20 protein-coding genes are annotated in these 14,182 nt (G+C 43.0%); 19 read left to right on the top strand and 1 reads right to left on the bottom strand.

Translation table 11 applies throughout. The annotated features are described in order from the left end of the window. Positions 1-20 precede the first annotated feature (20 nt). The 19 genes from DOZ58_RS08640 (at position 21) to DOZ58_RS08550 (ending at position 13,247) form a co-directional block, all read left to right on the top strand. On the top strand, positions 21-686 hold the full coding sequence (locus DOZ58_RS08640; RefSeq protein WP_111887940.1) for an adenylate kinase: 666 nt from the start codon (positions 21-23) through the stop codon (positions 684-686). Further along, on the top strand, positions 683-1,432 hold the full coding sequence (gene map / locus DOZ58_RS08635) for a type I methionyl aminopeptidase (protein WP_111887939.1): 750 nt from the start codon (positions 683-685) through the stop codon (positions 1,430-1,432). The genes DOZ58_RS08640 and map overlap by 4 nt, the downstream gene beginning before the upstream one ends. 11 nt (positions 1,433-1,443) lie before the next feature. Further along, a complete protein-coding gene (locus DOZ58_RS08630; RefSeq protein WP_111887938.1) occupies positions 1,444-1,746 on the top strand; it encodes a KOW domain-containing RNA-binding protein in 303 nt (100 codons plus the stop codon). A 3-nt stretch (positions 1,747-1,749) separates the two neighbouring features. Continuing rightward, positions 1,750-1,977, top strand: a complete 228-nt coding sequence (gene infA / locus DOZ58_RS08625) for a translation initiation factor IF-1 (RefSeq protein WP_070369950.1) — start codon at positions 1,750-1,752, stop codon at positions 1,975-1,977. 13 nt (positions 1,978-1,990) lie between these two features. Next, positions 1,991-2,104 carry a 50S ribosomal protein L36 gene (gene rpmJ / locus DOZ58_RS08620; protein WP_013382261.1) on the top strand — a complete coding sequence of 38 codons (114 nt, stop codon included), beginning with the start codon at positions 1,991-1,993 and terminating at the stop codon, positions 2,102-2,104. Between the two features lie 147 nt (positions 2,105-2,251). After that, positions 2,252-2,614 carry a 30S ribosomal protein S13 gene (gene rpsM / locus DOZ58_RS08615; RefSeq protein ID WP_111887937.1) on the top strand — a complete coding sequence of 121 codons (363 nt, stop codon included), beginning with the start codon at positions 2,252-2,254 and terminating at the stop codon, positions 2,612-2,614. Between the two features lie 13 nt (positions 2,615-2,627). Next, entirely contained in the window at positions 2,628-3,020 is a 393-nt protein-coding gene (gene rpsK, locus DOZ58_RS08610) for a 30S ribosomal protein S11 (RefSeq protein ID WP_111887936.1), read from the top strand. Positions 3,021-3,036: 16 nt separating this feature from the next. Continuing rightward, entirely contained in the window at positions 3,037-3,666 is a 630-nt protein-coding gene (gene rpsD / locus DOZ58_RS08605; RefSeq protein ID WP_111887935.1) for a 30S ribosomal protein S4, read from the top strand. Between the two features lie 71 nt (positions 3,667-3,737). Next, positions 3,738-4,697 (top strand): DNA-directed RNA polymerase subunit alpha, encoded by a 960-nt coding sequence (locus DOZ58_RS08600; protein WP_070369954.1) that lies wholly within the window; start codon positions 3,738-3,740, stop codon positions 4,695-4,697. A 4-nt stretch (positions 4,698-4,701) separates the two neighbouring features. After that, the gene (gene rplQ / locus DOZ58_RS08595) at positions 4,702-5,043 is read left to right on the top strand and encodes a 50S ribosomal protein L17 (protein ID WP_026393609.1); all 342 of its coding nucleotides are present in this window, start codon (positions 4,702-4,704) and stop codon (positions 5,041-5,043) included. 102 nt (positions 5,044-5,145) lie between these two features. Next, on the top strand, positions 5,146-5,991 hold the full coding sequence (locus DOZ58_RS08590; RefSeq protein WP_111887934.1) for an energy-coupling factor transporter ATPase: 846 nt from the start codon (positions 5,146-5,148) through the stop codon (positions 5,989-5,991). Beyond that, positions 5,982-6,836: an energy-coupling factor transporter ATPase gene (locus DOZ58_RS08585; protein ID WP_111887933.1), complete on the top strand. Its 855-nt coding sequence runs from the start codon at positions 5,982-5,984 to the stop codon at positions 6,834-6,836. Before DOZ58_RS08590 ends, DOZ58_RS08585 begins: the two co-directional genes overlap by 10 nt. 4 nt (positions 6,837-6,840) lie before the next feature. Beyond that, positions 6,841-7,662 (top strand): energy-coupling factor transporter transmembrane protein EcfT, encoded by an 822-nt coding sequence (locus DOZ58_RS08580; protein ID WP_111887932.1) that lies wholly within the window; start codon positions 6,841-6,843, stop codon positions 7,660-7,662. 14 nt (positions 7,663-7,676) lie between these two features. Continuing rightward, the gene (truA, locus tag DOZ58_RS08575; RefSeq protein WP_111887931.1) at positions 7,677-8,411 is read left to right on the top strand and encodes a tRNA pseudouridine(38-40) synthase TruA; all 735 of its coding nucleotides are present in this window, start codon (positions 7,677-7,679) and stop codon (positions 8,409-8,411) included. A 193-nt stretch (positions 8,412-8,604) separates the two neighbouring features. Next, entirely contained in the window at positions 8,605-9,042 is a 438-nt protein-coding gene (gene rplM / locus DOZ58_RS08570; protein WP_111887930.1) for a 50S ribosomal protein L13, read from the top strand. Between the two features lie 24 nt (positions 9,043-9,066). Further along, the gene (gene rpsI, locus DOZ58_RS08565) at positions 9,067-9,459 is read left to right on the top strand and encodes a 30S ribosomal protein S9 (RefSeq protein WP_111887929.1); all 393 of its coding nucleotides are present in this window, start codon (positions 9,067-9,069) and stop codon (positions 9,457-9,459) included. A gap of 87 nt (positions 9,460-9,546) precedes the next feature. After that, the gene (gene typA / locus DOZ58_RS08560; protein WP_111887928.1) at positions 9,547-11,361 is read left to right on the top strand and encodes a translational GTPase TypA; all 1,815 of its coding nucleotides are present in this window, start codon (positions 9,547-9,549) and stop codon (positions 11,359-11,361) included. A gap of 201 nt (positions 11,362-11,562) precedes the next feature. Further along, positions 11,563-11,904: a hypothetical protein gene (locus DOZ58_RS08555; protein WP_111887927.1), complete on the top strand. Its 342-nt coding sequence runs from the start codon at positions 11,563-11,565 to the stop codon at positions 11,902-11,904. 137 nt (positions 11,905-12,041) lie between these two features. Continuing rightward, positions 12,042-13,247 (top strand): AI-2E family transporter, encoded by a 1,206-nt coding sequence (locus DOZ58_RS08550; RefSeq protein WP_111887926.1) that lies wholly within the window; start codon positions 12,042-12,044, stop codon positions 13,245-13,247. A 75-nt stretch (positions 13,248-13,322) separates the two neighbouring features. Here DOZ58_RS08550 and DOZ58_RS08545 read toward each other — a convergent pair whose 3' ends face one another. Continuing rightward, complete coding sequence (locus DOZ58_RS08545; protein ID WP_111887925.1) at positions 13,323-14,165, bottom strand: Mbeg1-like protein; 843 nt, start codon at positions 14,163-14,165, stop codon at positions 13,323-13,325. Positions 14,166-14,182: the final 17 nt, after the last annotated feature.

The raw sequence follows: 14,182 nt of genomic DNA, 5'->3' as shown, positions 1-14,182 counted from the left end.
GAACTGGAGTTAAGTGAAAAATGAGAATTGTATTATTAGGACCTCCGGGAGCCGGCAAAGGGACACAGGCGAAGCGGATTTGCGAAACCTATAAAATCCCACATATTTCAACAGGTGATCTCTTTCGAGAAAACATGAGTAAAGATACACCGCTTGGTCAAAAGGCAAAAGAGTATATGGCTCAAGGCCTATTGGTGCCCGATGATTTAGTCATTGATATGGTTGAAGACCGTTTGACCCATGATGATGTACTGGCTGCTGGTTATGGCTATTTACTGGACGGATTTCCCCGGACGGTTGATCAAGCTCAGGCTTTATGCCGAATCAATGCCAAGCGTGATTGTGAGTTGGATTTTGCTATCAATCTTGAGGTACCATTTGACATTTTGATTGAACGTGTTTCAGGGCGACGAATCTGTCCGACCTGTCATGCAACCTATCATATCAAGTACAGCAAGCCAAAGGTTGAGGGTGTCTGTGATTTAGATGGCACACCACTCTATCAGCGGGATGACGATAAAGTTGAGACCGTAAAAAAGCGAATTCAAGTTTATCAGGATCAGACCGAACCATTAATTGAATTCTATCAAGACAAACAAAAGATCATCAATATTAATGGATTGCAACATATGGACGATGTTTTTGAAAACATCGAAGAAATCCTAAGTGGAGTTAAGAAAAGATGATAACCATAAAATCCCGAAAGGAAATTGATCTGATGCGTCATGCCGGAAAGATTGTGGCAGGCGCCCATGCCTTAGTTGGAAGTATGATCAAACCTGGGGTAACAACACAAGAACTGGATCATGCAGTTGAACAGTACATTCGCGCTGCGGATGCAATTCCTACATTTAAAGGCTATGGCGGATTCCCAAACTCTATCTGTGCTTCAATTAATGAAGTGGTAGTGCATGGGATTCCTGAGAAGCGGCGATTGCAGGAAGGCGACATTATCAGTATTGATATTGGCGCGACATACAAGGGTTACGTTGGTGATGCTGCCGTTACTCACGGAGTTGGCAACATTTCCGATGAAGCAGCACGATTGATTGCAGTCACCCGGGAGTCATTCTATCGCGGCATTGCATATGCCAGGGATGGTTTCCGATTGTCAGACATCTCAAATGCCGTTCAGACTTACGTCGAAGACAATGGATTTTCTGTTGTCCGGGACTATGTCGGTCATGGTGTGGGAAAGCAAATGCATGAGGATCCACCGATTCCCAATTATGGCCCAAAAGGACACGGTCCCCGGCTGCGGCAAGGGATGACCCTGGCCATTGAACCAATGGTCAATGTCGGTACCTATGACGTTGTTACATTAAAAGACGGATGGACGGTGGTAACCACAGATGGTAAGCTCTCGTCACATTACGAGCACACCATTCTCATTACCGGAACCGGCGATCCAGAACTGCTGACAGTCATTTAGTTGGTGGCTGGATGAATGAATTTAAAGTTGGACAAGTGGTTCGTTCTATAGCTGGCCGTGATAAGGGTCAGTTTATGGTGGTTATTGAAGTGGTGAACGACCATTTCACCACTGTATCGAATGGAGCGCTTCGTAAAGTGAGTAATCCAAAGAAAAAAAAGGTCAAACACTTGGCGAAGACGAATCACATAGCCACAGATATTCGTGATAAAATATTAAATGGAAAAATGATAACTAACGCTGAGTTAAGAAAAATACTCGAGTCCTATCACATGCCTGATGGTATTGGGGATGAGAATCGTGAGGAGGTTTGATCAATGGCCAAAAAAGATGTTATCGAGGTAGAAGGCTCAGTTATTGAGTCATTACCAAACACTATTTTCTTAGTTGAATTGGAAAATGGACATCAGATAACTGCACATATTTCGGGAAAACTTCGCATGAATTACATAAGAATTTTACCGGGAGATAAGGTAGTTGTTGAATTATCCCCATATGATTTGACCCGCGGGCGTATCGTATGGCGTGGGAAAGGGAAATCATAAAGGAGGCATACAAATGAAAGTTAGACCATCAGTAAAACCGATTTGTGAAAAATGCAAAATTATTAAGAGAAATGGTCGTGTTATGGTTATTTGCGAGAATCCAAAACACAAGCAGAAACAAGGTTAAAACCGTCGAGTCCAGAAAAATAGAACATGACCGCGGCAATTTTAGTCATGTTCATGATATAAAAACACCCTGGGTTTTAATTTCGTTACGTCACTAACTTAATTGATTCACCAGCATTTAGAAAACAATTTAGGAGGTACACACCCTATGGCAAGAATTGCCGGAGTCGATTTGCCCCGAGATAAGCGGGTCGAAATTGGATTAACTTACATTTATGGTATTGGACATTCAACAGCCTTAGAGATCTTAAAAGCTTTAAATATCAATCCTGATACCAGAGTGAAAGATCTGACTGAAACAGAAGTGAATGATCTAAGAATTACAATTGATAAATACACTGTTGAAGGTGACCTTCGTCGAGAAGTCAACTTAAACATTAAACGACTAATAGAAATTGGATCTTATAGAGGACTACGTCATCGTCGCGGACTTCCTGTGCGCGGGCAAAAGACTAAAACGAATGCTAGAACTCGAAAAGGTCCTAAACGTCTCGTCAGTAAGAAGAAATAAGGAGGGCTAAAGAATGGCAGTTAAAAAAGCACGAAGAAAAGTAAGAAAAGTCAAAAAGAATATCGAACGTGGCCAGGCCCATATTCAATCTTCTTTCAATAATACCATTGTTACCATTACAGATATGTCAGGAAATGCCCTTTCATGGGCAAGTTCTGGTGGACTAGGCTTTAAAGGGTCACGAAAAAGCACCCCTTTTGCTTCTCAAATGGCAGCAGAAGAAGCGGCAAAAGCAGCCATGGAGCATGGACTTAAAAGCGTAGAAGTTTTAGTCAAAGGCCCTGGTTCCGGACGTGAGGCAGCAATTCGAGCCTTACAGGCGGCTGGATTGGAAATTACCCTGATCCGCGATGTTACGCCTATTCCACATAACGGTTGTCGACCACCTAAGCGACGACGAGTATAACAGGAGGGCGAAAATTATGTCAAGAAATATAGAAGCATCATGCCGACAATGTCGACGTGAAGGTGCAAAATTGTACTTAAAAGGTGAACGTTGTTATTCAACAAATAAATGTGCGTTCGAACGACGTCCAACACCACCAGGCCAACACGGAAAAAGACGAACAAAAGTATCGGAATACGGCCTGCAATTACGTGAAAAGCAAAAAGCAAAACGTATTTATGGTGTGCTTGAAAAACAATTCCGGGGATACTTCGAAATTGCTGAAAAGCAAAAAGGGATTACCGGTCATAACCTGCTGATTCATTTAGAATCACGTTTGGATAATGTTGTTTATCGATTGGGTCTGGCAACTTCCCGTAAAGAAGCCCGCCAACTGGTCGATCATGAACATTTCCTGATTAACGGCAAGAAACTAAACATTCCTTCTTATATCATGAAAGATGGCGATGTGATTGAAGTTCGGCCTAAAAGTAAGAAATCTCAGAAGTTTAAAGACATTTTAGAAGTGACAGAAAATAGAACTGTAGCAGCTTGGTTATCTAAAGATGTTGAAACACTATCAGGAAAAGTCATTGGCAGACCGGCAGTAGAAGACTTAGATGTCGAAATTGCTGAACATCTTATTGTTGAATTGTATTCTAAATAGGCTACATGTTCGGGAACCAATTAACCCTCATGTTAATGTATGGATTATAAATAAGTAGGAGGGTCTGATAAATGATCGAATTCGAGAAACCAGTCATCGAAATTGTTGATAAAAAAGACGACGATACCTACGGGCGGTTTGTCATTGAACCTTTAGAACGGGGATATGGAACCACCCTTGGTAACAGTCTGAGACGGATAATGCTGTCTTCTTTGCCGGGCGTGGCAGTCACATCGGTAAAAATTGAAGGCGTATTGCATGAATTCTCAACCATTCCCGGGGTAAAAGAAGATGTTATTGAAATTCTTCTAAACCTGAAAGGTCTGGCCGCAGAAATATATACCGATGAGCCAAAGGTTATTTACATTGAAGCTTCAGAGGAAGGTGAAATCACTGCTGGTGATATCATCGCCGACTCTGATGTCGACATCCTGAATCCGGAAATGCACATTGCGACCTTATCTAAGGGTTCAACCTTAAATATGGAAATGCGCATCGAAAAGGGTCGCGGTTATGTGGCGGCAGATAAAAATAAGTATCCGGGCATGCCGATTGGAACCATTCCAATGGATTCAATCTTTTCGCCAATTATTAAAGTAAATTTTCTAGTTGAAAATACCCGAGTCGGTCAAATTACCGATTTTGATAAATTAACGATTGATATTTGGACAGATGGAACGACAACCCCAGAAGAAGCACTCTCTTTGGCAGCTAAGGTTTTAAGTGAACATTTAAACTTGTTCATTAATTTAACTGAGCATGCGACTACTGTAGAAATTATGGTAGAAAAAGAGGAAAGTGAAAAAGAACGCATTCGCGAAATGTCGATTGAAGAACTGGAACTTTCAGTAAGATCCAGTAACTGCTTACGACGGGCGAACATCGATACAGTTGAAAAATTAACACAACGAAGCGAAGAGGACATGATTAAAGTTCGTAACCTCGGTCGCAAATCTCTTAATGAAATCAAGCACAAGCTGGCAGAGATTGGTTTGTCCTTGAGTCAAGAAGAAGAAAAGGCAAAGGAGTAACACTATGGCGGGATATCGAAAACTAGGCCGTCCCTCTGATCAAAGAAGAGCATTATTGCGGAATCTTACGACTGCCCTTTTAGAACACGGTAAAATTGAAACAACCGTAACCAGAGCGAAGGAAGTTAAAAGAATTGCAGATAAAATGGTCACTTTAGGTAAAAGAGGCGACTTACATGCCAGAAGACAGGCAATTTCTTATATCACTCAAGAAGCAGTGGTTAAACAATTGTTTGACGAAATTGCACCTAAATATACTGAACGTAACGGTGGCTACACACGAATTTATCGGGTGGGACCACGACGTGGCGACGGCGCAGAAATGGCTATAATTGAATTAGTATAATTTAAGATGCAAAAAGGGGATTAAGATGTTGTTTACGCTTAATCCCTTTCTTATATTGCAAATCTTATGATTTAACACCAAAGAAGGTAAAAATAAGTGACAATGCAAAGTAAAAATAAAATGATTGAAGTGCGTGATGTCCACTTCACATATCCTCATCACGATGAAAATGAGGCAGTCCTTGCTTTGAATGGTGTCAGTCTACACATTGAAAAAGGTGAATTTGTCGGAATTATTGGACACAATGGTTCGGGAAAATCTACTCTTTCCAAGCTGCTAAATGCGATCATTTTTCCTACCCAGGGGGATGTGATTGTCAGTGGTCTTAACACCAGGGATCAAACACATCTGTGGACAATTCGTCAAACCGCAGGCATGGTTTTCCAAAACCCGGATAATCAGTTAGTCGCCACCATCGTGGAAGAAGACGTGGCCTTCGGCCCTGAAAATCTCGGCGTTCCGCCCCAAGAAATCAGAGAGCGGGTCGATCGGGCCCTGGCGACGGTTGAAATGCAAGCTTATGCACATCAAAAACCCCATCAATTATCCGGGGGACAAAAACAGCGGATTGCCATTGCCGGGATTCTGGCAATGGAACCGGAGTGTATCATTTTCGATGAACCGACCGCGATGCTCGATCCATCGGGACGACGGGAAGTGATGGAAACCATCAAACGGCTTAACCGTGATAAAGACATGACCGTGATTCACATCACCCATTTTATGGAAGAAATCGTGGCTGCAGATCGCATTATCGTTCTGGATAAAGGTCAGGTTGTGATGGAAGGTGAACCCCGAACAATTTTCAGACAGGTCAAACGGCTCAAGGAGATTGGTCTGGATGTGCCTCAAATGACGGAGTTGGCTTATGAGCTGCGGCGTGAAGGACTAGAAATCACCGATGATGTGTTAAGTATTGAGGAAATGGTGAACGCCCTATGTCAGTAGAAATAAAAAATCTTTCGCATACCTATTCAGAAGGTTCGCCGTTTGAATTCAAAGCGCTCAAAGAGATAAATATCACCATTGAAGACGGTAGTTTTATTGGCATCATCGGCCATACCGGTTCGGGTAAATCAACCCTGATTCAGCATCTGAATGGATTATTAACCCCCACCTCCGGCACGGTTCTGGTCGATGGGAAAGATATCTTTGACACAAAAAAATCCGAATTGATCGAGCTTAGGCATCGTATTGGCCTAGTTTTTCAATACCCGGAACATCAGCTGTTTGAAGAAACCGTCCAAAAAGATGTGGCCTTTGGACCCAAAAATCAGGGACTCAGTCAGGAAGAAATAGATACGCGGGTCAGACAATCAATTAAAATGGTTGGTCTTGATTTTGAAACCATTAAGGATAAATCCCCCTTTGAATTGTCGGGCGGACAGATGCGGCGGGTGGCGATTGCCGGTGTTCTGGCGATGGAGCCGGCGGTGCTGATCCTCGATGAACCGACCGCGGGCCTTGATCCCCAGGGCCGCGAAGAAATACTGGCGCAGATCAAATTATTGCATACTCAGAAGCAAATAACAGTTATTCTGGTGTCCCACAGTATGGAAGATATCGGAAAAATGGTCGATAAGATTCTCGTCATCAATGAAGGTGAAGTGGTCTTTTTCGATACGCCGAGTCACGTGTTTACACAAATCTCAACCCTGGAAAGCATTGGATTGGCGGTACCGGAGGTAACCTATCTGATGCGGCGGCTGAAAGAAAAGTATCCGGAAATCAGAGAAGACATCTTTACGGTGGAAGCTGCCAAAAAAGAAATTCTCAAAGTCATAAGAGGATAATTAAATGTTAAAAGATGTTACGATTGGTCAGTATTATCCGACCGGGTCAGTAATACACAAACTGGACCCGCGAACGAAGATACTGTTTACCACAGCTTTTGTTGTGATGTTGTTTTTTTTGAATAATCTATGGGGTTATCTCGCCACATTTTTGATCCTGACAACCATTACCCTGCTTTCTAAAATCCCGGTGGGGTATATTATTCGAGGGATTAAGGGTTTAGTGCTGATTATTATGCTCACAGTGGTATTAAACCTCTTTATGACGCCTGGAACACCAGTGGTTACGCTGGGATCGCTGACGGTGACCCTGGAAGGTTTGAAAGTGGCAACCTATATGGCACTGCGGCTGATCTTTCTGGTGATCGGTACCAGTATTATGACCTTAACCACCTCGCCGATTGATTTAACTGATGGAATGGAGTGGTGCATGCGTTTCATTCCGTTTGTCAGGCGATATGCCCATGAACTGGCAATGATGATGTCGATTGCGCTGCGCTTTATTCCGACCTTGATGGAAGAAACCGAGCGAATCATGAAGGCTCAAAAAGCCCGGGGGGCAAATTTTGAAACCGGCAGCATTATTTCCCGGGCTAAAAATCTGATCCCGATTTTGATTCCACTGTTTATTTCCGCTTTTCGCAGGGCTGACGAATTGGCCACCGCCATGGAAGCCCGCTGCTACCGAGGCGGTGAGAACCGAACCCGGATGAAACAATTAGCCTTTGAATTCCGGGATAGCGTCAGTTTGGCACTGATGGTTACAATGATTGTGGGTCTTTACCTGACTACCTTGATTCAAATTCCTCTTGTGTTCCCGGTTTAAGGGGCAAGAAGATAATGAGAAATATTCAGATTATTATTAGTTATCGGGGCACCAGTTATTGTGGGTGGCAGGTTCAGCCCAATGGTGTTACCATTCAAGAAGTCATCATCAGAGCCATCAAAGAACTCACCGGCGAAACTGTCAATCTGACCGGATCTGGCCGGACTGATGCGGGAGTGCATGCCTTGGGCCAGAGTGCTAATTTTTTTACCGCTTCGACCATCCCGCCGGAGGTATGGTATCGGGCCCTGAACACCCGACTTCCAGTAGACATTCGGGTGATTCGTAGCCGGGAGTGCCCCCCGGACTTTCATAGCCGCTACAATACCATCGGTAAAAGTTATCTTTATAAAATTTTAGAAAGCCCGGTGGCCAGTCCTTTCTTGGCGGATTTGGCATTTCATATCACCCGAACGCTGGATTGGGGGGCCATAGAAGAAGCGGCCGCCGGTTTTTTAGGCGAGCATGACTTCAGTGCCTTTATGGCCAGTGGCAGCGCCATCAAAAGCACCGTTCGTACCATTACTGACATATCATTTATAAAGCGTGGCGAGTTATCGGAAATAACCTTTACTGGAAACGGATTTTTGTATAATATGGTAAGGATTATGATGGGCACCCTCTATGAAGTGGGTTATGGCCGCTTAAAACCACAGGATATTAAAGCGATCATCGCGGGTAAGGATCGCAATAAGGCTGGTGTGACAGCACCGGCTCATGGTCTTTACTTAAAGGAAGTTTATTATTAAATGATTATTAGGAATAAATACAAAACACATGCATAAATAACTTGACACACCCGGGAAGATGCTATAAAATTAACAATGGACGTTAATGTATCACTAGCCCCGATACGATAAAAAAACGATTTCTGATAACTCCCACTTATCAGAGAGCCAATAGATAAAAAAAAGAAATTATTAACTGAGGAGGACTTTTGAGATGAATGCGAATGCCACAAAAATGGCCAAATCTCATGAAATAGACCGTAAATGGTATGTGATTGATGCGGAAGGTAAGGTATTAGGACGACTGGCGACAGAAGTTGCAAATATTTTACGAGGAAAAAACAAACCTATCTTTTCACCCCATATGGATTGCGGAGATTTTGTTATTATCATTAATGCCGATAAGGTTGTGTTAACCGGAAACAAATTGGATCAGAAATTATACAAAACATATTCTGGATATTGCGGCGGGTTAAAAGAAATGACTTACCGAAAATTCTTAGCTGAAAAACCAGAACTTCTGGTTTTCAAAGCAGTAAAGGGTATGATCCCACATAACAAGTTAGGGGATAAAGTTGCGACTAAACTTAAAGTTTATGCTGGCACCGAACATCCACATGCTGCCCAACTGCCTGAAGTTTACGAATTTTAATGCTGAGAAGGAGGAAATAAGAGAATGGCTAAAGTACAATATTTAGGAACTGGAAGAAGAAAAACCTCGGTTGCCCGAGTTCGATTATTACCAGGGAGTGGAAAATTCACAATTAACGGACGTGATATTGATGAATTTTTCGGAATGGAAACCTTAAAGGTTATCGCAAGACAACCGTTAACATTAACGGACACGCTGGGCACCTTTGACGTGATTGTCAATGTCCATGGTGGTGGTTTCACCGGGCAAGCTGGAGCGATCCGACATGGGATTTCCCGTGCCCTGCTCGAGGCTGACATCAACTTAAGACCAGCACTCAAACGTGCCGGATACTTAACGCGAGATTCGCGAATGGTTGAAAGAAAAAAATACGGTCTCAAAAAAGCCCGTCGTGCACCGCAGTTTTCAAAACGTTAATATCAGACTTTTTACAAGGTCCTGCGACATTCAATGTTGCAGGACTTTTCAGTGTTACGCCATAATAGATTAAGAAAGCAGGAATTTATGAATAACAAACAACCCATTATTAACATTGCAGTCATCGCCCATGTCGATGCCGGAAAATCTACCCTGGTAGACGCCCTTTTAGGACAAAGCAATGTTTTTAGAGAGAATCAGGAGGTCGTGGACTGCGTAATGGACAGCAATGACCTTGAACGTGAACGCGGAATTACGATTTATTCAAAAAATTGTTCCATTATGTACAAGGACATTAAAATCAATATTGTCGATACCCCCGGCCATGCCGATTTTTCTTCAGAGGTTGAACGAATCTTAAGAACGGTTGACACGGTGGTGCTACTGGTTGACTCCAGTGAGGGACCGATGCCACAAACCCGTTTTGTCCTGAATAAGTCGCTTGAAAAAGGGCTAAACCCGATCCTTTTCATTAATAAAATTGATAAAAAAGATCAACGTGCTGAAGAAGTGGTTGATATGGTATTTGACTTATTTGTAGAACTCAAAGCCAATGACAAACAGTTGGATTTCCCGGTTCTTTACGGGATTGCCAAAGATGGCATTGCCATTCGTGATATGGATGATGAAGGGGTTAATCTGGCACCACTCTTTGAAACCATTGTCGAACATGTCGGTCTTCAGGATGATCTGAGCCTTGAACCATTGCAGATGCAGGTTTCCTCATTGGCTTATGACGATTACATTGGCCGTCTGGGGATTGGTAAGATCTATTCTGGAACCATTCACGCTGGCGAACAGATCGAAGTATGTAAAACCGACGGAAGCTTCAAAAAGGAAAAAATCAATCAGGTTTTTGTCTACCGTGGTTTAGCTCGAGTTGAAGTCAAAGAAGCCAAGGCCGGGGATATTGTTGTGATCTCAGGAATCCCGGAGATATCAATCGGGGAAACCATTGGTGAAATCAATCAGGTTCAACCAATGGAGCTGATTGAGATTGAACAGCCCACCTTGTCGATGAACTTTCTGGTTAACAAGTCTCCTTTTGCTGGAGACTCTGGAAAATTTGTGACCACCCGGCACATTCGGGCGCGGTTGGAAAAGGAACTGGAAGTTAATGTTGGGCTATTAGTGGAAGAACTCGAAGATACCACCGATGGCTTCAAGGTTTCCGGACGGGGTGAACTTCATTTATCAATTTTACTTGAAAACATGCGCCGGGAAGGTTATGAAGTGGCTGTTTCTAAGCCCGAAGTCATCATGCACCGGGACGAAAATGACAAACTAGTAGAGCCGGTGGAACTGGTAATCATATCGGTACCGGAAAAATACTCGGGTGCGGTAATTTCTAAGCTCAATATTCGAAAAGGTCGGATGGAAAGCATGTATAATGAAGAATCCTGGACGAGAATGGAATTCTTTGTGCCGACCCGTGGTTTGCTGGGATATCAGAGTGAGTTTATCAATGACACCCATGGTGAGGGCACCATGGTGCGTCGTTTTGCGCAGTTTGAAGCCCATAAAGGCGAAATTCCACAACGACAAAACGGCGTGCTTATTTCTCAGTTCAGCGGCGAAACCATGGCTTACTCGCTCTTTAACTTGAGTGACCGGGGTGAAATGTTAGTTGGTGCGGGAACCAAGGTTTACGAAGGGATGATCATCGGGATTAATAACCGTAGCGATGATATGACCGTCAATCCAACTAAAAATAAAAAAATGACTAATGTCCGGTCTTCGGGAACCGATGAGGCCCTGAAACTGGTTGAGCCAAGACTAATGACTTTGGAGCAAGCATTGGAATTTATCAATGATGATGAATTGGTGGAGCTGACGCCCACTGATATTCGGATTCGCAAGAAAGTACTGGGCGAACTGGAACGAAAACGCAGCGCCCGCTAAAAAATTCTGGAACGCTTTAATCGCGTTCCTTTTTTTGTTACACAAAAGAATGAGATAGAGGACTGGCGCTTAAAATAACAATTGACCGCTAAACTTTTAGTGTGATATCATGTAATCAGTACAAATATTAGTTAAACTGATGTCAACAGAGACAGCGGTTTTTCAAATATCGGTCTGATTTTAAAACGGAGGTTAAACGAAATGATTGATATTGACAAGCAGGAAGCCGAAGAAGGCAAAATCATGGCAGTCTTTGCTTATATTATTTTTCTGATTCCGTTATTGGCGGCAGGTGACAACCAATTTGCCCGATATCATACCAATCAGGGTCTGGTACTATTTCTGGCCTGGTTAATTTTGACTTTTGTTGGCGGTATTATTGGACTGGTACCGATTATCGGCTGGATTCTGTCCACCATTCTTTTTAGTGCGGCACCGTTGGCGTTTGTGGGTTTGGCTATTTACGGGATTCTCAATGTGGTGCAGCTTGAAGCCAAGCCGCTTCCGCTTATCGGTGGGATTACCCTGATTAAGTCCTATTAGGTCGTTCTTCATACATTATCATAGATAGATAAAAAGCATTGCTTAACCAGGCGATGCTTTTTACTTGGGAACATAAAAATTAAGCGGGCTAATGGTCCGGCATGTTATCATTATCAATAAAAAAAGGCGGTGAATCTATGGAAAACAATAATAATTGGAAAAGCAAGGAAATGAGCGACAAAACCTTCAGGAATTATTTTTTTCTGATTACCTTTGGAATCTGTTTACTGGTAGCCCTTCTGAATATAAAATACCTGCTGGGCTATTTTGGCCTGTTTGTGAATATTATTACCCCGGTGCTAATCGGTCTGGGCATTGCCTTTATCTTAAATATTCCAATGTCATTTATTGAGACACATCTTTTAGGCTTTATGAAGCAGACCCCCAAAAAAGAAAGACGGTTTAAACTTAAAAAAAACCGGGATCTAAATAAGGGCAAACGGGTGATTGCAATTACCCTGACATTCATTTTTGTGATTGGTATTCTGGCCGGACTGATTACCTTTGTAATTCCCCAGGTCAGCGAAAGTGTCGACACACTGATTGTTAAATTACCGGATTATATTACCTCTTTTAATGCTCTGATGGATGATATTCTGGCGTTCTTAAATTTGCCCGAAACATTATGGAACGACATTACGACTGAATGGGATGCGTTACTGGAACAGTTTGGCAGTCTTTTACTGAGTTCTGTTCCGGAAATATTTAATGCGACCAAAAGCATTACCGTGGGTTTCTTTAATGCCATTATGGGGGTTGTTATTTCTATTTATCTGTTGGCTGATAAAGAGAATTTACTGGCCCTTAAAGATAAGTTGATCTATGCTTATGTCAAAAAAGATCAGGCCGATTTTATTTCAGATGTCAGCACCACGGCCAATCAAGTCTTTCACGGCTTTATTGCCGGACAGATTACGGAAGCCTTTATTCTGGGGACCCTGTGTACCGTTGGTTTAGCAATACTGCAGATTCCCTATGCCTTACTGATTGGGGTTATGGTTGGCATGACTAGCGTAATTCCAGTCTTTGGGGCCTTTTTGGGGGCCGTACCCAGTGGCTTTATCTTATTGGTGGTGAACCCGATTTACTGCCTGATTTTTGTGGTTTATATTATTGTCCTGCAGCAGGTTGAAAGCAATGTCATTTATCCGCGTGTAGTCGGTGGGTCGATCGGTTTATCGGGGTTATGGGTGTTGGTCGGGATGCTGATTGGCGGTAGTCTGTTTGGTTTTCTGGGGATTATTTTGGGAATTCCATCCTTTGCCGTATTTTATGCGGTGTTTAGAAAAGTAACCAATGAACGGATTGATAAAATGAAAGCAAGGCAGGAAGAACCGGCCTGAACATCTATCGCGATCTAAAAAAGCGCCCTTTAGCGGATTGACCAATTGGTTTAATCGTTAAAGGGCGCTTTTAGTTTATTTGTGTTTGTTTTTTTTAAGCTGCTGTTTAGCTTTGGACGCCATTAGCGTTAAACTAACTGTAAAATTCTGAAAGCCGGAATAAAAGGGATGGCGCATATCCGGTTTTCGGATCTCGCCATTTTGGTTTAGTAAGCGGTTGGGCGGATGATTGTTGTGTGGCAGTTTGGATTCACCACCGACCACTATCCGTTTTCCGGCAATGCTGTTTAAAAGGATGTTAACCACGTCCCATGCCGATTCGTAGGCAATTATTTTTTTCTGATGGGTTGCGATTTCTTTGGCATATTTCCTGATAAATTCGGCCGAAAATCCCTGGCTGTTAAAGGTGACACAGTAACGAATTTTTACACCATCAACAATGGTAATGTACTGACTATTATTGCCGCCCTTGGAATGTCCGGTTAAGGTATAGTGCTTAAAACGAAGCGTTGCATCAACCGCATGAAAAAACGCCAGGGCTTTTAATTGCTGGGGTGTATCGGTTAAGAACCCCCCTTTGATATTATCGATCCAGCCGATGCCGGTGGTACCTCGAAAAGCGATAATTCCGGCGTCCGGGGTATGGTCGGAAAAACAATAGGCCACCAGGCCATTGTCAGGCTGGTTTGTGTAGGCCAGAATCTTTAGCGAGGTGAGGTTGTGATTAGCCAGGATCAGGCGCAGTGACTTGTCCCACTCTATCGCGGACATGGCACAATCGCCCTGAAGATCGTTGACATTTTTTAGCAAGTCCGTCACCATTTCACCTACGGTATACGCTGGTAGTAGCGATACAGAAACCGGAAGATCCAGGGCGGCAAGCTGACTGATGAGGTTAAGTTCACTGTGATACAACATGGTTCTTACCTCCTTGG

This window comes from Acetobacterium sp. KB-1, from assembly GCF_003260995.1.
Taxonomy (GTDB): Bacteria; Bacillota; Clostridia; order Eubacteriales; family Eubacteriaceae; genus Acetobacterium; species Acetobacterium carbinolicum.
This window is presented reverse-complemented; position numbering and strand designations above follow the sequence as displayed.